The 19,420-nt window shown below is 40.8% G+C and carries 21 protein-coding genes; 11 read left to right on the top strand and 10 right to left on the bottom strand.

The genetic code is table 11. The features are described 5' to 3' along the window. The first annotated feature begins 5 nt into the window (after positions 1 to 5). From tsaE to J0X14_RS13395, 5 genes are all read left to right on the top strand, one after another. Entirely contained in the window at positions 6 to 422 is a 417-nt protein-coding gene (gene tsaE, locus J0X14_RS13380; protein ID WP_207098302.1) for a tRNA (adenosine(37)-N6)-threonylcarbamoyltransferase complex ATPase subunit type 1 TsaE, read from the top strand. 174 nt (positions 423 to 596) lie between these two features. Continuing rightward, complete coding sequence (locus J0X14_RS19120; protein WP_262491877.1) at positions 597 to 731, top strand: hypothetical protein; 135 nt, start codon at positions 597 to 599, stop codon at positions 729 to 731. A gap of 86 nt (positions 732 to 817) precedes the next feature. After that, on the top strand, positions 818 to 1,360 hold the full coding sequence (locus tag J0X14_RS13385) for a hypothetical protein (protein WP_207098303.1): 543 nt from the start codon (positions 818 to 820) through the stop codon (positions 1,358 to 1,360). Between the two features lie 47 nt (positions 1,361 to 1,407). Further along, on the top strand, positions 1,408 to 2,607 hold the full coding sequence (locus J0X14_RS13390) for an alanine dehydrogenase (protein ID WP_207098304.1): 1,200 nt from the start codon (positions 1,408 to 1,410) through the stop codon (positions 2,605 to 2,607). Between the two features lie 4 nt (positions 2,608 to 2,611). After that, complete coding sequence (locus tag J0X14_RS13395; protein ID WP_207098305.1) at positions 2,612 to 2,971, top strand: DUF4258 domain-containing protein; 360 nt, start codon at positions 2,612 to 2,614, stop codon at positions 2,969 to 2,971. Here J0X14_RS13395 and J0X14_RS13400 read toward each other — a convergent pair. After that, positions 2,968 to 4,140 (bottom strand): proline dehydrogenase family protein, encoded by a 1,173-nt coding sequence (locus J0X14_RS13400; RefSeq protein ID WP_207098306.1) that lies wholly within the window; start codon positions 4,138 to 4,140, stop codon positions 2,968 to 2,970. The two genes, J0X14_RS13395 and J0X14_RS13400, sit on opposite strands and share 4 nt — an antisense overlap. Before the next feature lie 91 nt (positions 4,141 to 4,231). On the opposite strand from J0X14_RS13400, the gene aroB reads away from it, so the two are divergent. Then, positions 4,232 to 5,290, top strand: a complete 1,059-nt coding sequence (gene aroB / locus J0X14_RS13405; protein WP_207098307.1) for a 3-dehydroquinate synthase — start codon at positions 4,232 to 4,234, stop codon at positions 5,288 to 5,290. A 95-nt stretch (positions 5,291 to 5,385) separates the two neighbouring features. Further along, on the top strand, positions 5,386 to 5,730 hold the full coding sequence (locus J0X14_RS13410; protein ID WP_242528029.1) for a hypothetical protein: 345 nt from the start codon (positions 5,386 to 5,388) through the stop codon (positions 5,728 to 5,730). A 9-nt stretch (positions 5,731 to 5,739) separates the two neighbouring features. Here J0X14_RS13410 and J0X14_RS13415 read toward each other — a convergent pair whose 3' ends face one another. The 3 genes from J0X14_RS13415 to J0X14_RS13425 all read right to left on the bottom strand — a co-directional run bounded on the left by J0X14_RS13415 (position 5,740) and on the right by J0X14_RS13425 (position 7,959). Next, positions 5,740 to 6,255 (bottom strand): DinB family protein, encoded by a 516-nt coding sequence (locus J0X14_RS13415; protein ID WP_207098308.1) that lies wholly within the window; start codon positions 6,253 to 6,255, stop codon positions 5,740 to 5,742. Positions 6,256 to 6,272: 17 nt separating this feature from the next. After that, complete coding sequence (locus J0X14_RS13420; RefSeq protein ID WP_106146668.1) at positions 6,273 to 6,752, bottom strand: Lrp/AsnC family transcriptional regulator; 480 nt, start codon at positions 6,750 to 6,752, stop codon at positions 6,273 to 6,275. 100 nt (positions 6,753 to 6,852) lie between these two features. Beyond that, positions 6,853 to 7,959 carry a M14 metallopeptidase family protein gene (locus tag J0X14_RS13425; RefSeq protein ID WP_207098309.1) on the bottom strand — a complete coding sequence of 369 codons (1,107 nt, stop codon included), beginning with the start codon at positions 7,957 to 7,959 and terminating at the stop codon, positions 6,853 to 6,855. Between the two features lie 285 nt (positions 7,960 to 8,244). Here J0X14_RS13425 and J0X14_RS13430 point away from each other — a divergent pair, with 285 nt between their 5' ends. Genes J0X14_RS13430 through J0X14_RS13440 form a run of 3 tightly spaced genes read left to right on the top strand, consistent with a single transcriptional unit; the run spans position 8,245 to position 9,898 of the window. Continuing rightward, entirely contained in the window at positions 8,245 to 8,667 is a 423-nt protein-coding gene (locus J0X14_RS13430; RefSeq protein WP_207098310.1) for a helix-turn-helix transcriptional regulator, read from the top strand. A 32-nt stretch (positions 8,668 to 8,699) separates the two neighbouring features. Continuing rightward, entirely contained in the window at positions 8,700 to 9,077 is a 378-nt protein-coding gene (locus J0X14_RS13435; protein ID WP_207098311.1) for a DNA topoisomerase IV, read from the top strand. Between the two features lie 2 nt (positions 9,078 to 9,079). Beyond that, complete coding sequence (locus J0X14_RS13440; protein ID WP_207098312.1) at positions 9,080 to 9,898, top strand: TerC family protein; 819 nt, start codon at positions 9,080 to 9,082, stop codon at positions 9,896 to 9,898. Between the two features lie 6 nt (positions 9,899 to 9,904). Here the strand turns inward: J0X14_RS13440 and J0X14_RS13445 are convergent, their stop codons facing one another. From J0X14_RS13445 to J0X14_RS13470, 6 genes are all read right to left on the bottom strand, one after another. Continuing rightward, positions 9,905 to 10,861, bottom strand: a complete 957-nt coding sequence (locus tag J0X14_RS13445; protein ID WP_207098313.1) for a sterol desaturase family protein — start codon at positions 10,859 to 10,861, stop codon at positions 9,905 to 9,907. A 68-nt stretch (positions 10,862 to 10,929) separates the two neighbouring features. Further along, positions 10,930 to 13,557: a DNA gyrase/topoisomerase IV subunit A gene (locus J0X14_RS13450; RefSeq protein ID WP_207098314.1), complete on the bottom strand. Its 2,628-nt coding sequence runs from the start codon at positions 13,555 to 13,557 to the stop codon at positions 10,930 to 10,932. A gap of 25 nt (positions 13,558 to 13,582) precedes the next feature. Then, positions 13,583 to 15,442 (bottom strand): DNA topoisomerase IV subunit B, encoded by a 1,860-nt coding sequence (locus J0X14_RS13455; RefSeq protein ID WP_207098315.1) that lies wholly within the window; start codon positions 15,440 to 15,442, stop codon positions 13,583 to 13,585. Between the two features lie 103 nt (positions 15,443 to 15,545). After that, a complete protein-coding gene (locus tag J0X14_RS13460) occupies positions 15,546 to 16,448 on the bottom strand; it encodes a DMT family transporter (protein ID WP_207098316.1) in 903 nt (300 codons plus the stop codon). 67 nt (positions 16,449 to 16,515) lie between these two features. Then, positions 16,516 to 17,610, bottom strand: coding sequence for a redox-regulated ATPase YchF (gene ychF / locus J0X14_RS13465; RefSeq protein ID WP_207098317.1), 1,095 nt, complete (start codon positions 17,608 to 17,610; stop codon positions 16,516 to 16,518). 274 nt (positions 17,611 to 17,884) lie between these two features. Then, positions 17,885 to 18,238 (bottom strand): 4Fe-4S dicluster domain-containing protein, encoded by a 354-nt coding sequence (locus J0X14_RS13470; RefSeq protein ID WP_207098318.1) that lies wholly within the window; start codon positions 18,236 to 18,238, stop codon positions 17,885 to 17,887. Positions 18,239 to 18,323: 85 nt separating this feature from the next. Between J0X14_RS13470 and J0X14_RS13475 the strand changes: the two genes are divergently transcribed. Continuing rightward, on the top strand, positions 18,324 to 19,370 hold the full coding sequence (locus J0X14_RS13475) for an acyl-CoA reductase (RefSeq protein ID WP_207098319.1): 1,047 nt from the start codon (positions 18,324 to 18,326) through the stop codon (positions 19,368 to 19,370). Positions 19,371 to 19,420 lie beyond the last annotated feature (50 nt).

The following is a 19,420-nucleotide window of genomic DNA, read 5'->3' on the forward strand; positions in this document are numbered from 1 at the left end:
TCAACTTGAAAAAGACATTTCAACGAAGCGATATTCAAACAGTGGCCAAGGCCATTATTGATGCTAGCCCCAGCAAGCAACTTTGCTTTTATGGCGAGATGGGTGCTGGAAAAACTACTTTGATCAAAGCATTGGTAAAAGAATTAGGGGCTGTGGACAGTGGAAGCAGCCCCACTTTTGGTTTGGTAAACGAATACCACGATGTCCAAGGCCAATTATTGGGCTACCATTTTGATTTTTACCGTCTGGAAGACGAAATAGAAGCTTTGGATATGGGGTTGGAGGATTATTTGAATTCCGATGCTTGGATCTTTATGGAATGGCCCGAAAAAATAAAGTCACTCTTACCTGAGGATATTGTACCCATTTTCTTGCACTTTGTCGATGAAAACACACGTTCAGTCGAGTTAAATATTCGTTAATGGGCATTCCTGCTATCTTCAACTCATTCATCTGCGATATTGTAGCAAATCGATAAAATGAGTGTTTTAAACGTTAAAATGCAATTTTTGTCGATAAAACGTAGTGTAGGTTGAAATATTTTCCTACATTTGTGTTGTAGATGAATTCATTTATTAACCAAAAACTCTTTTACGATGAACACTAAAAAAGTTTTTTTTGGACTACTTGCTGTTGCTTTTTTGGCGATGACTGCGGTTTCAACAGGTACTGTTGATATTGACAAAGATCAAACCGTTAGCGTTAAGAAAAAAGACATCGGTAAGATGTAATTAGTCAAAAAGATTATTCTTTTAAAACCTCTTCTCGGAAGGGGTTTTTTTATACAATAAAACCGCGCATCCGTAGTTATACATGTATGCGCAGTAAGAAAAAGATAAGAAAACGTTTTATTCTTGAGGGGCTGATTACGTTGCTTATAGTGCTTTCACCCATCATGTTTTATTCGTATAAATATATGCCCAGTGATACCGAATCATTGGACTTTATCATATTTAGCATTGGCACAAATGGATTTGCCGATGCCAGGACAGCAGTATGGTTCTATCTCATCAAGTTGATTCCCCTCTTACTATTGGTCATTTGGTTTGTGACCAGTAAACAATGGTGGTACCATGCCGTATTGATCCCCATATCCATGTACAGCTTTCAATTGTACAGTGCCATATTTGAAAGTTCCCAAGAAGTAGATGAAAATGAAGTGTTCTATGTAATCGCCGTTACCATGGTAGTGGTGCCCATTGTGTACTTTATACGGGTGAAATTGGTGGACAAGCACGTGCACGGCATTGATTTGGATGCCATGGACACCGAACTTCAAATACTAAAGGAAAAAGAAGAGCTGCGTAAAGAGCGTGAGAAACTGGAAGAACGTCAAAAGACCCTTTCAAAAAAAGTGTAAATTTGTTTTCTTACCTTAATGTGGTATGATGAACTGATTTACTACTTATGAACCAACCGTCATCCCCTTTCAGCAAACAACAACTTTTACCCCAGGAAGAAACCTTGGAGGTTCTAAAACAAAAGGGCGAACTCTTTATAGGTATTCCCAAGGAAAACCAATATCAAGAAAAGCGGATATGCTTAACCCCGGATGCTGTCAATGCCATTACGGCACATGGGCATAGGGTTTTGATTGAGTCAGGTGCCGGGGACGGCGCCAATTTTTCTGATATCGACTATACCAATGCCGGTGCTGAGATCACAAGGGATGTCAAGAAAGTTTTCTCTTGTTCCATCATTCTAAAAGTGGAGCCTCCTACCCTTTCTGAAATAGATCTGCTCAACCCGCAGACCATTGTTATTTCTGCCTTACAAATCAAGACACAAAGCAAGGAATATTTTGAAACTATGGCCAAAAAAAGACTGACGGCCATTGCTTTTGAATACATTCGGGATGAAGACGGCAACTATCCTGCGGTACGGTCCTTGAGTGAAATTGCCGGAATTTCCTCTATCCTAATCGCATCTGAATTGATGGCCACCACCAGCAAAGGAAATGGATTGATGTTCGGTAACATCAGTGGCGTGCCGCCGGTGGAAGTGGTGATCATTGGTGCAGGAACCGTTGGAGAATTTGCGGCCCGGTCAGCTTTGGGGCTGGGTGCCAATATTAAAGTTTTTGATAATTCCATCAGTAAGTTAAGACACATACAGACTAATCTTAACCGCACGGTGTATACCTCTACCATTCAACCTAAAAATCTTATCAAAGCTTTAAAGCGGTGCGATGTGGCCATAGGCGCCACCCGTGGCAAGGATCGTTCGCCGGTTGTGGTCTCCAGTTCCATGGTAGAAAACATGAAAAAGGGAGCGGTAATCATAGATGTGAGCATTGATATGGGAGGTTGTTTTGAGACTTCGGAATTGACTACCCACAACAAACCCACAATTGATAAGTTTGGGGTTATCCATTACGGCGTGCCCAACATTCCCTCCAGATATCCCAGAACGTCTTCAATTTCCATCAGCAATATATTTACACCCTATCTCTTAAAAATTGGAGAGGATGGAGGCCTGGAACATTCCCTTCGCTTTGATAAAGGTCTACGAAATGGGCTGTACATGTACCACGGCATTTTGACCAATAAATCGGTTGGGGACTGGTTTGGACTGAATTACAACGATATTAATTTTCTTATTTTTTAATTGAATGGCTTTTTTACGGCGTTTGGGATGGTACTTGGTAGGGCTGTCCATTGGGATAGTTTTTTTGGTGTTTTTCCTGAAGAAAAAATCAGGTGAAGAAGGGATAGACTTCTGCTACTTTCCCAATTGCAGGGTATTAAAGGACATGCGATCTAAACCATTAACCTTTGGTGAAGCGTTGCCCGAAAAGTATAGAGATACCCTGTTGATTCAATCTTTTTTAACCGATGGTGATGTGGATTTTGGGAAAAGTGATACCAAGTCTGAGCCGTGCAAAACCTATTTTGTTGAAAAAGAGGCCCAAGTTCTAAAGATAAAAAGCTGTCCAGATAAAATTATTGCTGAAGAGGTAGAGGTTGATTAAGAATCCAACTTCCTCCTTTTTCGTTCTTTTTGCAACAAAGCCAATTCCCTGGAAGTTTGCCCGGCCACCGAGGTATTTTCCTCTGCCCTTCGTATTAAATAGGGCATTACATCCCGAACTGGACCATAGGGCACATACTTCACCGCATTGTAGCCCTGAGCTGCTAGATTAAAAGTGATATGATCACTCATTCCAAAAAGTTGACCAAACCAAACATTCTCATCTGAAGGGTTTAGATTTCTTTCCTTCATATGAGTAATCAACTTGAAGGTACTTTCCTCATTGTGGGTACCAGCAAATATGGTGATGTCTTCTAAATGCTCCATGATATAGGCTATGGCCGCATTAAAATTCTCATCGGTTTCCTGCTTGGACCTGCATATGGGACTGGTATACCCTTTTTCTTGAGCCCTTTCATTTTCTTTTTCCATATAGGCACCACGAACCACTTTAGCGCCAACCTTAAAGTTTTCGTCTCTGGCAATTTTGTGGATTTCCTTCAAATAGTCCATTCGGTCCCAACGGTACATCTGAAAGGTGTTGAACACAATGGTCTTCTCTTTATTGTATTTGCGCATCATGACCAAGGCCAAATCATCAGCGGAATCCTGCATCCAACTTTCTTCTGCATCAATGAGCAATGCCACCTCAAGATCATGGGCCTTTTTGCAGACTTTCTCATATCGATTGATGATACGGCCCCATTCTGCTGATTCACTCTCGGTCAGTTTTGTACCAGCACTCACTTTTTCATAAAGCTTGAACCGTCCAAAACCACTGGGCTTGAACACAGCAAAAGGTATGGCATCTTTTTCCTTGACAAAATCTAGGATTTCCAAAGTCTTCTCCAAGGCAAAATCAAACTGGTTATCCACTTCCTTTCCCTCTGCTGAATAATCCAAAATGGAAAACACCCCTTTTTCATACATTTTGTCAATGACAGGGAGACAGTCCTTTTCGCTAACTCCCCCACAAAAATGATCAAAGACGGTTGCCCTAATCAATCCTTCAACAGGAAGGTGTGCCTTAATGGCAAAATTTGTCACTGCGGTGCCAATGCGAACCAAAGGTTCATTGGCAATCATCTTAAACAAAAAATAGGCGCGCTCCAATTGGGAGTCGGTTTTTAGCTCAAATGCTATTGCAGTATTCTCAAAATTTGGTTGCATTATTAGAAATCCATTAAAGATCCAAATATAAGTACGTATTCCATATCCATTTCTATAAAAATAATCTTTATTTAGCGGTGTAATTGGAATTATGGAGTCGATAATATCACAATCCTACGAGGTACATTTTGGAGAGTTGGCCAAAGCTGCTCTAAAACAGCATATTGCAAAAAGCGGCTATTCCAAGGTGTTTGTCCTGGTAGATGAAAATACCAAAAAATACTGCCTCCCATTTTTCAAAAAAGAAATCATGGCCCATCCCATCGATTCCGTTTTTGAGATTGCATCTGGGGAGGAAAATAAAAACATAAGTACCTGCACCAAGGTTTGGGAAATGCTTTCCAATTTTGATGGAGACCGCAAGAGCCTTTTAATCAACCTTGGCGGTGGAGTGCTTACCGATTTGGGCGGATTTGTGGCCTCAACCTTTAAAAGAGGCATAGATTTTATCAATATACCCACTACCCTACTTTCTATTGTAGACGCTTCGGTAGGTGGTAAGACCGGGGTGGACTTGGGCGTTTTGAAAAACCAAATCGGGGTCATCAATCAACCTGTAATGGTATTGGTATTTACCGAGTTCTTAAAGACCTTGGAGCCAAGACAACGCGTAAGTGGTTATGCAGAAATGTTGAAGCATGGGCTTATTTCGGACATGGAATATTGGAATCAATTAAAGGAAACTAGCAGTTTTACCGAACCTGACAGCATCCAAAAATCCATAGCCATTAAAAACAAGGTGGTTCTCCAAGACCCTACGGAAAAAGGATTGCGTAAGATTTTAAACTTTGGTCATACCTTGGGCCATGCCATAGAATCCTATTGTCTGGAAAACCCAGAGAAAAAAACACTGCTCCATGGCGAGGCCATTGCCGTGGGTATGATTTTGGAGGGATATCTTTCGCACGAGCTAAAGGGACTTTCCAAACTTTCTTTGGATGAGATAAAAACCACCTTCTTACAATATTTTGAAGCTGTACATTTTAGTGACGATGATGTGGACGCTATTTTAAAACTGCTCAAGTTTGATAAGAAAAACACACATGGCGATGTTAATTTTGTATTGCTACAATCCATTGGGGAAGCGGTTTCCGATATAAAGGTTCCAGAGGAACTTTTCCAAAAAGCATTTGCATACTACAGGGAATAAGCACTTCGTATACTAATTTTTTACGTTTACAACTCTTTGAACAACACCTGTTTAAAAAGTTATAGTTTCAGGATAGGAATTTAAACCTAGCCATTATGAAACGTATTTTGATTGACTACAAAAAGCTGGACCATAGTGTCGCAGCCATTTTAATCGATTCATACCCAGATGGGTATGGCGATGATGACATCATCACCCTTAAAAAGCCCAGTGGTGAAATTGTTGAGGCCGTTGAAGTAAAAACGGAAGACACCATTTATTTGGTGAAAATCAGCAAGAGCCTTTCCAATTTCATTGCCAATTTTGAGGAAACCATCGAAAGGGAGTTGGACAAAGATCTTGAAAAAGAAGCTGTGTTGGATGCAGATGAACCTTCCTTCAACGACTCAGATTTTGAAGCCGATACCGATGCTGACCTAGAAAACGAAAGCCTATACTAGAAAACTACGCTACAAATACTTTTTGCGGATAATTTTTAAGTGGTGGGCTTGGTGACCGGAGATGATGAATCCCATGGCCCTAACACTCATTTGGGAGCCACTGGCCATCCCAATCCGTTTCAACACTTCTTCATCAAAGGAATTATACAGGCACAAAGTCGATTCCCGAATGGCCTTGTATTCCTGTAACAAATCATCCTTTGTCCTAGCAGAGGCATTGGACTCAGGTACATATTCATCCTGATCAAAACCAGGAAAAGGCGTTTTGTCATTTCTGGCAAAGCACAATGCCCTATATTGAAAAACCCGTTCGGCATCCATAATATGTAAAAGCACCTCGGCCAAGGTCCACTTGCCTTCGCCATAGGCATACCCTAACTTACTTTCTGGAACTCCTTCCAAAAGCGTTGTGAACTCATCCCTACCTCTGTTTAATTCTTGGATTAGGTCTACGTCGTCCAAGGCCAACAAATACGTCTGGTAAAAGGGATTGTATTCAGAAGACGGTAGTTCTGAACGCAACATGTCCTATAAAATTAAGATTATAGCTCGTTGAAAATGGTATGCATCAATCGCTTTTTGTCGTTGATGCTTTCTTCCAATGAAATCATGGTCTCGGTCCTACTGATTCCATCAATATCATCTATTTTAAAAATGATATTCTTGGCGTGTGTAGTGTCCCGTGCGCGAATCTTACAGAAAATATTGAATTTTCCAGTAGTGATATGGGCAACCGTAACATATGGGATTTGATTTAGACGCTCAAGTACAAACTTGGTCTGATGCGTTTTTTCCAAAAAGATACCCACATAAGCAATGAAAGAATACCCAAGCTTAACGTAATCTAATGTAAGCGAGGAACCCTTAATGATTCCAGATTCTTCCATTTTCTTTACCCTAACATGGACCGTACCTGCGGAAATCAACAGTTTTTTGGCGATGTCGGTGAATGGTGTGCGGGTATTATCAATCAACATATCCAATATCTGGTGGTCGATTTCGTCTAGTTTTACTTTTGTCATTACATTGAAATTTTCAGCAAAATTAGTTAAATAAAGAAATTTGCGTAATAAAAATGGGTCTTTTTTAAATAAAACGCAAGACTTGACTCAAAATAGTTGATTATTCTTTAGCCTGAAGCACCAAATCCAATAGTTCCCTATGGTTGGAAATCAGTTCAAAATCCTTGGAATCAGTACATTCAAAAGACTGGTGACCAAAAAAATCATCAAGATTCCCAATATCGATGATTTCGGGTTTAAATCGGATCGCGTTGTTTTCCAAAACTTCCTTAAACCGAATTCCTATAGCATTACCTTCTGTTAAACTTGGGTTTAGTACCTGCGGATTTTTGACCAAAACATCATAATACAGCTTTCCATTTGCCGGAATATTGAAGTAATCACCGGTACTGAATTGATCAAGGGAATCCGTGGCCACAGTTTTTAAGGCTTCAATCAAGGCTAAAAAAATGTATTCCCGGGTTCGCTCCCTTTCATAATCGTTTGGATAATGTCCTGCTTCGAACAAAACTGTAGGAACTCCCAACATTTGAAAGGTATCGCCCACACAATTGTCATTAAACCCATCATCATAACGCCCCACTTGTCCGGGAATCAAATTTTGAAGCATGGAGTCCATGGCAGCAATAAGTTTCATCGCCTGGATTCGAGTTGGCGTTATTTCGCGTTCCGCATTACTGGAAGGTGATAAAAAGGATACAGTGGCAGGCTTTTCCTTTTGACCCGCACTAAAAAGCGTGCGTTGACCGTGAAGGTTAAAGCAATAATCCGGTTTAAATTCCTCGAACAATTTTCTAAGTGCAACGCTTTCCGGTTGGGTGCGCTGTTTCGCATCCCTATTTAAATCAACTTGGTTGGCATTGATCCGTGTATACGCTTTTGCCCCATCCGGATTGAGTATGGGCACCACCATTAGTGTGCAATTGTCCAAAATTAGTTTAGCCAATGGGTCATCCGAATGCAGAAAGTTTACCATGTCCCAAACTGCTTTGGTGGTGGTGGATTCGTTCCCGTGCATTTGGGACCACATCAGAATACGTTTTTCTCCACTTCCCATTTTAAAAGAACGAATAGGCACCTTTAAAACGGATTGTCCTATTTCTTCAATTGACGAAACAGGGAGTGCAGCGAAACATTGCTGAAGCATGTCGTTTGTAATGTATCTATTTTGAATGGAAGCTTCCTTATATAATGAGTGCGCTATCATGTATTCCGATTCTGTTTGCGACCACAAATGTAAACTTTGATTTGATTACAATTGTAACATATCAAATACAAAAACTAGTTACAGGTGTAATCAAAAAGCATGCGGCTTTTGTGCCGCTTGTGACAAATGTGATTACTAGCAATAATCAAATCTGTAAAATTCATTAAAAGAATAAATTAAATGGTATCATCTTAACTATAAGTTTAGATATTATACCATCAAGTTACTTTTTATTTGCCAATGCTGTTCTGATTGATTAACTTTATACCAGTATAGTTTACATTTGTGGACAAAGGAATTGTAACCCGAATTAAGACCATCATAGATCACTACGCTCTCAGTGTTTCAGCTTTTGCGGACACTATTGGCGTACAGCGCTCCAGTATCTCCCATCTCCTAAATGGGCGAAATAAACCGAGTTTGGATTTTGTATTGAAATTGGTCGAAGCCTATCCGGAAGTTGATTTGTATTGGTTGCTTCAGGGAAAGGGTGAATTTCCTGCTGAAGAATCCGCTGAAAGCAAAGTTGATATAGAGAAAGACAGCCCTACTCTTACTTTTGAGGATATACCGAATAAGCCTCAAGAAAAAAACCAACAATCCAAAACCCTCAAACCAATACATATAATTCATGAGGATGCTCCCAATAAAATTGTCTTCTTTTACCCAGATGGAACATTTACCACATTCAAGTCAAAAAATGATTGACCCTTTTGGCTAGTTTCCGTTACTTTGCTGTTATGGCGAAACAATTTCTTTTAGGGGTCATATTAGTGCTATTGGCATCGTGTCAGCAACCTCCCCAGCGCAACTGCACTGATTTTAAAACAGGAGAATTTTCATTTACCACCGTGGTAGGTGGTGAGGAAAAGAAAACCACCTTCCATAGGACTTTGGATACAGAAGTGGATTTTTTTGAAGGACAACGAGATACATCATCCATACGATGGATCAACGATTGTGAGTACGTGCTGAAGAACAAGAATCCAAAAAACAAGTCCGAAGAAAAATCAATCCACATTAAAATATTGACCACAACAGATTCTTCCTATACTTTTGAATATAACGCCATTGGCGACAAGCGAAAATTTAAAGGAACTGCTTATAAAATAGACTGACCATGTTTGAAATCTTTACCAGCCCCGATGCCTGGATGGCATTGTTAACCCTAACATTTTTAGAAATTGTTCTTGGAATAGACAATATTATATTCATTTCCATTGCGGCAGGAAAGCTGGAAAAGAAAAATCGGAAAAAGGCCACCAATATTGGGTTGGTACTGGCCATGGTTATGCGGATTGTCTTGCTTTTTGGGATTACGTGGCTCACCAAAATGAAAAAACCGTTTTGGGTTTTGGATGAATCTTGGATAACCGGTGGAATAAGTTGGCAGGCCGTTATTCTCTTTTTGGGCGGATTGTTTTTGTTGTACAAGAGTACCAAAGAAATTCATGAAAAGGTGGAAGATCGTGGACATGATGAACGCGAGGTGAAAAAATCACGCTCATCATCCTTGACCAATGCCATTGTTCAAATTACGGTCATCAATATTGTTTTTTCCTTTGATTCCATCTTAACAGCCATCGGGATGACCAATGGAATTTCTCCAAATCCTAATGACGCTCTCATTCTTATGGTGACTGCTGTAGTAATTTCGGTGGTGATTATGATGCTGTTTGCCAATCCTGTAGGTGAATTTGTGAACAGGCATCCTTCCATTCAGGTGTTGGGGCTTTCATTTCTTATCCTAATCGGATTTATGTTGATTGCGGAAGCGGCACACCTATCGCATTTGATTGTGTTTGGCAACGAAGTGGGCTCTATTCCCAAAGGCTACTTATATTTTGCCATTGCCTTTTCTTTGATGGTGGAATTCTTGGATTTGCGAATGAAAAAGAACCAAAAGAAAGGTCAGGAAGAAATTTTGGAAGAGAATTAAAGTTTGTCAATTAGGTCTTTGATAAATCAACTCAGGGTGTGACTCTTTATATTCCTTGAAGACTTTTTGTTGTTGCTTTACGGTCATCGTACTTCCATCATGACTCCAACCCGGAGGGCCAAAGATGTACATAAGTTTGTGTGAAAGTTTATCTGCCTTTTTTACATCGTTCCAAATATCCTTGAACTCGTGGGTTAGGATAACCATAGGATTAAAGGAATTTGGAGAGTGAATCACCCCATATTTTACATCGATATCATCATCGAGTTCTTTCCAAGTTCCGAACATTTTATCAAAAATATTGAGGAACCCACCGTGGTTCTTGTCTAAATACTCCACATTTTGGGCATGATGTACTTGGTGCATGGTATGTGTATTGAAAATCTTTTCAAAGAAACCAAGCTTTGGAATATATTGGGAATGCAATTGAAATTGCCACAGGGCCTCAATTCCCAAACAGACCACCACCATTTCTGGCGGAAATCCGATAGCTACCATCCAAGCATAAAAGAAGGGTTTGTACAAAATGGTGAACCATCCATTTCGGATTGCCGTTCCCAGATTAAAATTGTCCGAAGAATGGTGCACAATATGGGCAGCCCACAATAAACGGATTTCATGATTGGCCCTATGGAACCAATAATAGGTAAAATCATCGGCTAATTGGCAAAGCAGCCAAACATACCAAGCATACCCAAAGGATTCATACCCAAGAAAATTTTGTCTGACCCCATTTACCATAGGGTTGCAGAGTTCATATACCGCTTCAAAAAAGACAATGGCAAAAGCCACTTTGAAAAGGGGCCCTAAAATAGCCGACCCAATTCCCATGAAACCGCTTGCGGCTAAATCCTTCCATTCGTAGAGATGGTCATCTCCATGTGCTTTGCTATATGTAAGTTCGAATAATATAAAGGCAATAAATACTGGTACGCCATATACCAGCGGGTTGGTAAAATCCATAAAGATGTATTAAGCTATGCGGTTTTGGTGCGTGTCTAACTCGATGGGCAAAATAGGTAGAAAAAGCATTAAAACAAAGAGGTTTGGTCAGAACCTTCATCTTTTGCTTCTATATCAGTATTTGGAATGTCTATACTTTCTTCATCCACAACTTCCATTTCTTCTGCAGTTTGTTCTTCAGGTTCCTCAAAGGGCAAGGAATTCAATCGGTTAATACTTTTTACTTTATCTGTAGTCAATTGATTTCCAATAGCCTTTATACCCTTTATACTAATAAATTCTTCAACATTCACTTCTTGGTTGGGTTTAACATCCTTGCCACGGGGCTTTACAAATTCAATTTCTATGACAGGCCGCCAATCTGTGGATACCAGTTCCATAAATGATTTTGGATGTTCGGAAATCACCAATTCATCCTTATTAGGATTCTCGACCAAAAAGCGTTTGAGGTAATACCGTTCCTTTTCTCCTTCATAATGCACTACGGAAATAGGTTTTTTTGGATTCCACTTCTCCAATACAATCATATCCTCATTAAAACGGGCCAATAAATCTGGGGCGATAGTTTTTACGATACCTTTTTGGTCAATTACCAACAGCAAGTCATCCCCTTTAAACTCTCCTAACAACTCCCCTCTTCCATCTACATTGAGTCGGCTTACCACATCATCGAACCAAATTTTTCTGGGTTTGAGCGTGGAAACACCTTTCTCTTTGAGTTCAATACGCTTGATGGTATACTTGGTGACCAAGTTTCCTTTGGAAGCCCTTCCTTTAATCAAGACATCGGCAAAATCCAAGTCCCATTTTAACTTTTTAATGCTCCCGGATTGGCGTAACATAACCGTCACCACCTCGGCCTCTCCATTGGGATTAGCTGAAAAATAAAGAACATCGGCAGAAACTTTGTCCCCAGCCAACGGATATATTTTATCCCTTGTGATACTGGTAACGTTGAATCGTTTGATATAGCTTGGACCTCCCTTTCCGTCTTTATAGATCATGTTATAAACGGTGCGCTTATCCTTTTTCTTGAATACCGCAACATGGATAATGTTCTTTCCAATAAACACTTTGGAATCTACTTTGGTCACCATCATTTCCCCTTTTTGGGTGAACACGATGATGTCGTCAATATCACTACAATCCGTGACGTATTCGTCTCTTTTCAGTGAGGTGCCTATAAAGCCTTCCTCACGGTTGACGTATAGTTTTGTGTTCCGGATTACCACTTTTGTGGCTTCAATATCATCGAAAATGCGGATTTCCGATTTTCGCTCCCGGCCGGCACCATACTTCTTTTTGAGTTCTTTGAAATAGTCGATGGCAAACTCTACCAAATGCGCTAAATGGTGCTTGGTTTGGGCAATTCTATCATCCAAACTTTCAATAAGTTGCTGTGCCTTTTCTAAATCAAACTTTGAAATTCGTTTGATGCGGATTTCGGTCAAGCGAACGATGTCTTCTTCAGTAACCGCACGCTTTAGGTTTTGGGTGAAAGGCTTTAATCCTTTGCCAATGGCTGCGATAACCCCTTCCCAAGTTTCCTCTTCTTCTATGTCGCGGTAGATTCTGTTTTCAATGAAAATCCGTTCCAAAGAAGCAAAGTGCCATTGCTCTTCCAATTCGCTCAACTGAATTTCCAATTCAGCTTTCAACAATTCCACCGTATTATCGGTAGAGCGCTCCAGCATTTCCGTTACACCGATAAACAAGGGCTTGTTGTCTTCAATGATACAACCCAATGGTGAAATGGACGATTCGCAGGCCGTAAAGGCATACAAAGCATCAATGGTTTTGTCTGGTGAAATATTTGGAGGCAAATGCACCAAAATCTCAACCTCGGCTGCCGTATTGTCCTCTATTTTTTTGATTTTAATCTTGCCTTTATCATTGGCTTTAAGAATGGAATCAATTAAAGAAGAGGTGTTGGTTCCGTAGGGTATCTCATTGATTACAAGCGTATTTTTGTCCAGTGTTGAAATCTTTGCTCTAACTCGAATTTTTCCACCACGTAGACCATCATTATAGTTGGTCACATCAATGATTCCAGCAGTAGGGAAATCTGGAAACAATTTAAAACGTTGTCCTTTTAAATGCTTGATGGAAGCATCTATCAGTTCAATAAAATTGTGCGGTAATATTTTGGTGGATAACCCTACGGCAATACCTTCTGCACCCTGAGCCAATAATAAAGGAAACTTTACCGGCAAGTTAATAGGCTCTTTCTTCCGCCCATCATAGGATAATTGCCAGTCGGTAATTTTTGGACTGTAAACTACTTCCAAAGCAAACTTGGATAGTCGGGCTTCAATATATCGCGGAGCTGCAGCCCCATCCCCGGTCAAGATATTTCCCCAGTTTCCTTGTGTGTCTATCAAAAGGTCTTTCTGCCCAATCTGAACCATGGCATCGGCGATACTGGCATCACCATGGGGGTGGTATTGCATGGTATGCCCAACTACGTTGGCCACTTTGTTGTAGCGACCATCATCCAATTCCTTGAGCGAGTGCATGATTCTTCGCTGCACTGGCTTGAATCCGTCTTCAATAGCGGGAACGGCCCGCTCCAAAATTACATAGGAAGCGTAGTCTAAAAACCAATCTTTGTACATTCCCGTGACCTTGACCAGGCTATCTTGGGAATTGTCTTGGTTTTCCAAACCTTCATCATTCAGTTCTTCGTTCTCTTCCATTTAGAAGGGCGTGCATTTAATAGGTTTATAGTTGGTTTTCCTCAACTAAATCAAGTTCAACTTTAAGATTATTTATGATAAATTCTTGTCGGTCTGGAGTATTTTTCCCCATATAGAACTGCAACAGACTATCTATGCTCATGGCCTTGTCCAACATTACGGGCTCCAATCGAATATCGTCCCCGATAAAATGTTTAAACTCATCCGGGGAAATCTCACCCAATCCCTTAAAGCGGGTAATTTCAGGTTTTCCGGTCAATTTTTCAATGGCATTCCGTTTCTCCTCTTCACTATAGCAATAGATGGTTTCCTTTTTATTTCTGACCCTGAACAGCGGAGTTTGAAGAATGTACAGGTGGTTTTCCTTAATCAGTTCTGGGAAAAATTGAAGAAAGAAAGTAATCAATAACAAACGTATATGCATTCCATCCACATCGGCATCCGTAGCGATTACAATATTATTATAACGCAAATCCTCCATGGATTCTTCAATGTTCAATGCCGCCTGAAGCAAATTGAACTCCTCATTTTCATACACAATCTTTTTGGACATACCGTAGGAATTCAAGGGTTTTCCGCGAAGACTAAAAACAGCTTGCGTATTTACGTCACGTGACTTCGTTATAGAGCCTGATGCGGAATCTCCCTCAGTAATAAAAAGGGTGGTTTCCAATCTGCGGTCATTTTTCATGTCTTGTAAATGTGCCCGGCAGTCGCGTAATTTTTTATTGTGAAGGCTTGCTTTTTTAGCCCGCTCCCTAGCCAGTTTTCGGATTCCGGAAAGCTCCTTTCGCTCCTTCTCCGCCTGAACAATTTTACGTTGAAGCGACTCAGCTGTCTTTGGATTTTTGTGCAGGTAATTGTCCAACTGGGTACCTACAAAATCATTGATGAAGGTGCGTACCGTGGGTAGGTTGCCCCCCATATCCGTTGAGCCCAACTTGGTCTTGGTCTGACTCTCAAAAACGGGCTCCATCACTTTAATTGAGATGGCGGAAATGATTGACTTTCTTACGTCTGAGGCGTCATAGTTCTTTCCGTAGAAATCACGGATGGTCTTTACCACCGCTTCCCGAAAAGCCGCTTGATGCGTACCGCCCTGCGTGGTGTGTTGCCCATTCACGAAAGAATGATACTCTTCACTGTACTGGGTTCTGCTATGGGTCATGGCCACCTCAATATCATCTCCTTTCAGATGGATGATGGGATATAGAAAATCGTCTTGATTATTGTTGTCCTCCAACAAATCCTTCAATCCATTCTCTGAATAGAATTTTTCACCATTAAATACAATGGTCAATCCTGGATTGAGATAGACGTAATTTTTGAGCATGCGTTCCACATACTCATTTCGGTATTTGTATTTTTTGAAAATGGATTCATCCGGAACGAAGCTCACTTTGGTTCCCCGACGTCTTGAAGATTCTTCCAATAATTCTTCATTGACGAGATTCCCGGTTTCAAATTCTGCGGATTTGGATTGCCCATCACGTGTGGACTCTACCCGAAAATATGTAGATAGGGCATTCACGGCCTTGGTTCCAACCCCGTTCAACCCCACGGATTTTTTAAAGGCACGGGTATCGTACTTACCACCGGTGTTCATTTTGGAAACCACATCCACCACTTTGCCCAGCGGAATGCCACGGCCAAAATCACGCACGTGTACGGTATTGTCCTTAATATTGATTTCGATGGTCTTCCCAGCACCCATGACAAATTCATCGATACAGTTGTCAATGACTTCTTTTAAAAGAATGTAAATACCATCGTCTGCGGAGGAACCATCGCCCAATTTTCCAATGTACATCCCTGGGCGCATGCGAATATGCTCCTTCCAATCCAGGGAACGAATGTTATCCTCGGTATACTGGGTTTGTGACATGAGTTAAGGGTTAATCCTTGCAATATAAAATTTCGGAGCAAAAATAAAAGTATTGACGGCAGAAAGTAATCAACAAAGAAATCGGTGTGATTGTTAATAGTAATCATCGTAAGGCCTTTCTTTTTCGGTTGAGCGAGAGATAAGTCACCCCGAAAATTACAATCAACATTCCCAGTAATTGCCAATAGGTGAGTTTTTCAGCCAAGAAAATATAGGCCAACAATATGGTGGATACGGGACCCAAACTGCCCAAGATGGAAAAGTTCGAAGCTCCTAAACGCTCAATGGAGGCGGAAACCAAAAATGAGGGTATCAATGTGGCAAAAATGGCCATGGCAAACCCATACCCATACACCGGCCATGGATACTGGAACAAATCCCAATCGCCGGAGAATATATAATGCACAAGAATACAACAGGTGGAAACAATCATTGCATAGCAGGTGAAACGGAGTACTCCAAATTTGGGAATCAACCAACCGCTTCCCACTAGATAAGATGCATAGGTGATGGCGCTCAGCAAAACCAGAAAGCCTCCTATCAAGGCTGCATTTCCCACAATTTCCAATTCGTTCCAAAAGGTGACCACTACGCCAGTGTAGGTAATGACAATGGCCGTGGTCTGGACTTTTGTTATTTTCTCCTTGAAAAAAAGCCAAGATAAAAAGACAACAATCGTAGGGTAAACAAACAAAATAATACGTTCCAACCCCGCTTTGATGTAATTGAGGCCCAAGAAATCAAAATAGCTGGCCAGATAGTAGCCTACAAAGCCAAAAGCGAGCAACCACACGTAATCCTTCGCTCTTATTTTAACAGAAGGACGCTTTTTTCGAATAAGAAAAAGAATAAGAATATAGAATGGTAGGGAGAGAAACATCCGGAACATGAGCAGGTCCAAGGTGTCCACATGGTATCGATAGGCCAGTTTTACCATGACCGCTTTGGAGGAGAACAGTACTACCCCAAGTATCCCGTATAAAATTCCCAAGCCCTTTGTTGACATGGGGCAAAACTACTTCAAAGTATATTTAAAGAATTTTTCCAGAAGTGGGAATTACAATGTTCAAAGATTACACATTAAATCTAAAATGCATAACGTCACCGTCTTTAACGATGTATTCCTTGCCTTCTACCCGCATACGACCAGCTTCTTTTACTTTGGCCTCGCTACCATATGTAATATAGTCGTCGTAGGCGATGACCTCGGCACGGATGAATCCTTTTTCAAAATCGGTATGGATGACACCCGCAGCTTGCGGCGCAGTGGCTCCAACAGGAATGGTCCAAGCGCGGACTTCCTTTACCCCTGCCGTAAAATATGTTTCTAAGTCGAGTAATTTGTAGGCACCACGAATCAATTTGGCGGAACCCGGTTCTGAAAGTCCTAAATCTTCCAAGAACATTTGTCGTTCTTCGTAGGTTTCCAATTCGGTGATATCGGCTTCAGTACCCACTGCTAAAAAGATGACCTCGGCATTTTCATTGGCCACGGCTTCTTTAACTTTTTCAACATAGGCGTTTCCCGAAGTGGCAGCTCCCTCGTCCACATTACAGACATACATTACAGGTTTGTCTGTGATGAGTTGCATCGGTTTTACATATTCCGCTCTGTCATCGTCACTGAACTGAATAGCCCGAACTGAAGTTTCGGCTTCCAAACCTTCTTTAAGGGCATTGAGCACAGCCTCTTCTTTTTGGGCCTCTTTGTTTCCTGTCTTGGCGGCGCGTTTTACCTTGTCCAGTTTCTTTTCAACGCTTTCCAAATCCTTCAACTGCAATTCCATATCAATGGTCTCCTTATCACGGATAGGATCAACGGAACCATCCACGTGTACGATATTGTCATTATCAAAACAGCGTAAAACGTGAAGAATGGCATCAGTCTCCCGAATATTCCCTAAAAACTGGTTACCAAGCCCCTCCCCTTTGCTGGCGCCTTTTACCAAACCGGCAATATCCACAATTTCAACCGTTGCTGGTACCACTCGTTCTGGGTTGACCAATTCCTCCAATTTTTCCAAACGGGTATCGGGGACGTTCACCACTCCAATATTCGGTTCAATGGTACAAAAAGGGAAATTGGCACTCTGTGCCTTTGCGTTGGACAAACAATTGAACAGAGTCGATTTTCCTACATTGGGCAATCCTACAATACCGGCTTTCATGGGCTTTTACTTTAGATTTCAGCTATCAGATTTCAGACATTTGAAGTCTGAGGTCTGAATTCCGGCTGCAAATATAAGTTGAAGTTTTGTTTTGGGAACCTAAAACCCTTGAATCAATAGATAGAATCCAATAATAAAAACGGCGGCGATACCTAAAATGGCAATTAGGGAAAGAACGCAACCCAGTTGCTTCCAAAAACCATTGTATGCTTTTTCCTTTTCCATAAAAAAACCCCGAAACAAGTTCGGGGCTAAAATATTTAATTTTTACTCCTTATCCGTCGGGGTGCATGAATTTTTGCTTGCCCAATAATACGTCTTCGCTCTCTACACGGTCTTCATCAGGAACGCAGCAATCAACAGGACAAACTGCAGCGCATTGGGGTTCCTCATGAAATCCCATGCATTCCGTGCATTTATCAGGAGCAATATAGTATATTTCATCACTTATGGGCTCTTGCACATCATCTGCATTCACAGCTTTTCCACTGGGCAGGACCACATCACCTACTAAGGAAGTACCATCGCTATATCTCCATTCATCCGCACCTTCATAAATTGCAGTATTGGGGCACTCTGGCTCACAAGCACCACAATTTATACATTCATCAGTTATGATAATCGCCATAATTTTCTTTTTCTATTGTGCCGAATTATTTCAGCATGCTTACTTTTGGCAAAAATAAACCCTACCAAATTAGTATACAAATATAATGACCGCACATCTCCCAATATTGGAAGCTTTTGTTAAACTTGGAAATTATCTAACGGATTTTTGTGAATATTCTTATGAAAATCCATCCGAGAAGCATGCTAATTTTGAGATGGTCATTACCCAAGCCCAACAACAAAATGGGTGGTTTACAAGAGAGAATATCCTTTTTGCATTAAAACAATGGTCGGCGTTATTGACTGACGGCAATTTAAAACAATGGTTGTCCAACTACAATCTTAATGATGGACAAACTCCAAAGACAATTGGAATTGTCATGGCGGGAAATATCCCCATGGTGGGATTCCATGATTTCCTAAGTGTTTTGTGTTCGGGTAACAAAGTGTTGGCCAAACTTTCCTCAAATGACAAGGCATTGTTGCCATATATTACACAATATCTGATTGAACAGGAACCTTTACTCGCGGAGCGAATTGAATTCACCGAAGGAAAACTGGAAGATTTTGATGCAGTCATTGCCACGGGGAGCAACAACACCAGCCGCTATTTTGAATATTATTTTGGAAAGAAACCCAATATCATTCGAAAAAACAGAAACTCTGTGGCCGTTCTTACCGGAAATGAAACCCAAAAAGAACTCAAAGCTCTCGGGGAGGACATTTTTAGATATTATGGATTGGGATGTCGTAATGTCTCTAAAATCTATGTGCCCAGAACCTATGATTTTGACCTTTTCTTCAAGGCAATTTTTGAGCATGGGGCGATCATACATCAACATAAATACGCCAATAATTACGATTATAACAAAGCGGTGTACCTCATGAGCAATTTTAAAATTCGGGATAACGGTTTTTTGATTGTTAAGGAAGATGAAAGCTTTGCTTCCCCTATCGCTACTCTTTTTTATTCCTATTATGAGTCGGAGGATGAATTAAGGAATCATTTAAAGGATAATGAAACACAAATTCAATGTGTCGTTTCAAGCCGCAAAGGCTTGGGTGATGTTCCATTTGGGGAAACCCAAATGCCTAAACTGCACGAATATGCTGACGGGGTGGACACCATGGAATTTTTACTCCAACTCTAGCGGACAACCTTTGGTTTGAAACGTTTTTAGATCCAAGTTTTTTTAAGACC

This window comes from Allomuricauda sp. CAU 1633, from assembly GCF_017313225.1.
Classification (GTDB): Bacteria; Bacteroidota; Bacteroidia; order Flavobacteriales; family Flavobacteriaceae; genus Flagellimonas.

Excerpts from the sequence above, each read along its gene's own strand:
- J0X14_RS13410 (WP_242528029.1), top strand. The coding sequence starts at position 5,386 with ATGAAACGTATTTTGATTGACTACAAAAAGCTGGACCATAGTGTCGCA.
- J0X14_RS13475 (WP_207098319.1), top strand. The coding sequence starts at position 18,324 with ATGACCGCACATCTCCCAATATTGGAAGCTTTTGTTAAACTTGGAAAT.
- J0X14_RS13400 (WP_207098306.1), bottom strand. The coding sequence starts at position 4,140 with ATGCAACCAAATTTTGAGAATACTGCAATAGCATTTGAGCTAAAAACC.
- J0X14_RS13460 (WP_207098316.1), bottom strand. The coding sequence starts at position 16,448 with ATGTCAACAAAGGGCTTGGGAATTTTATACGGGATACTTGGGGTAGTA.
- J0X14_RS13420 (WP_106146668.1), bottom strand. The coding sequence starts at position 6,752 with ATGACAAAAGTAAAACTAGACGAAATCGACCACCAGATATTGGATATG.
- J0X14_RS13425 (WP_207098309.1), bottom strand. The coding sequence starts at position 7,959 with ATGATAGCGCACTCATTATATAAGGAAGCTTCCATTCAAAATAGATAC.
- J0X14_RS13435 (WP_207098311.1), top strand. The coding sequence starts at position 8,700 with ATGGCGAAACAATTTCTTTTAGGGGTCATATTAGTGCTATTGGCATCG.
- J0X14_RS19120 (WP_262491877.1), top strand. The coding sequence starts at position 597 with ATGAACACTAAAAAAGTTTTTTTTGGACTACTTGCTGTTGCTTTTTTG.
- J0X14_RS13470 (WP_207098318.1), bottom strand. The coding sequence starts at position 18,238 with ATGGCGATTATCATAACTGATGAATGTATAAATTGTGGTGCTTGTGAG.
- J0X14_RS13445 (WP_207098313.1), bottom strand. The coding sequence starts at position 10,861 with ATGGATTTTACCAACCCGCTGGTATATGGCGTACCAGTATTTATTGCC.
- J0X14_RS13390 (WP_207098304.1), top strand. The coding sequence starts at position 1,408 with ATGAACCAACCGTCATCCCCTTTCAGCAAACAACAACTTTTACCCCAG.
- J0X14_RS13415 (WP_207098308.1), bottom strand. The coding sequence starts at position 6,255 with ATGTTGCGTTCAGAACTACCGTCTTCTGAATACAATCCCTTTTACCAG.
- J0X14_RS13455 (WP_207098315.1), bottom strand. The coding sequence starts at position 15,442 with ATGTCACAAACCCAGTATACCGAGGATAACATTCGTTCCCTGGATTGG.
- J0X14_RS13385 (WP_207098303.1), top strand. The coding sequence starts at position 818 with ATGCGCAGTAAGAAAAAGATAAGAAAACGTTTTATTCTTGAGGGGCTG.
- J0X14_RS13395 (WP_207098305.1), top strand. The coding sequence starts at position 2,612 with ATGGCTTTTTTACGGCGTTTGGGATGGTACTTGGTAGGGCTGTCCATT.
- ychF (WP_207098317.1), bottom strand. The coding sequence starts at position 17,610 with ATGAAAGCCGGTATTGTAGGATTGCCCAATGTAGGAAAATCGACTCTG.
- J0X14_RS13440 (WP_207098312.1), top strand. The coding sequence starts at position 9,080 with ATGTTTGAAATCTTTACCAGCCCCGATGCCTGGATGGCATTGTTAACC.
- aroB (WP_207098307.1), top strand. The coding sequence starts at position 4,232 with ATGGAGTCGATAATATCACAATCCTACGAGGTACATTTTGGAGAGTTG.
- J0X14_RS13450 (WP_207098314.1), bottom strand. The coding sequence starts at position 13,557 with ATGGAAGAGAACGAAGAACTGAATGATGAAGGTTTGGAAAACCAAGAC.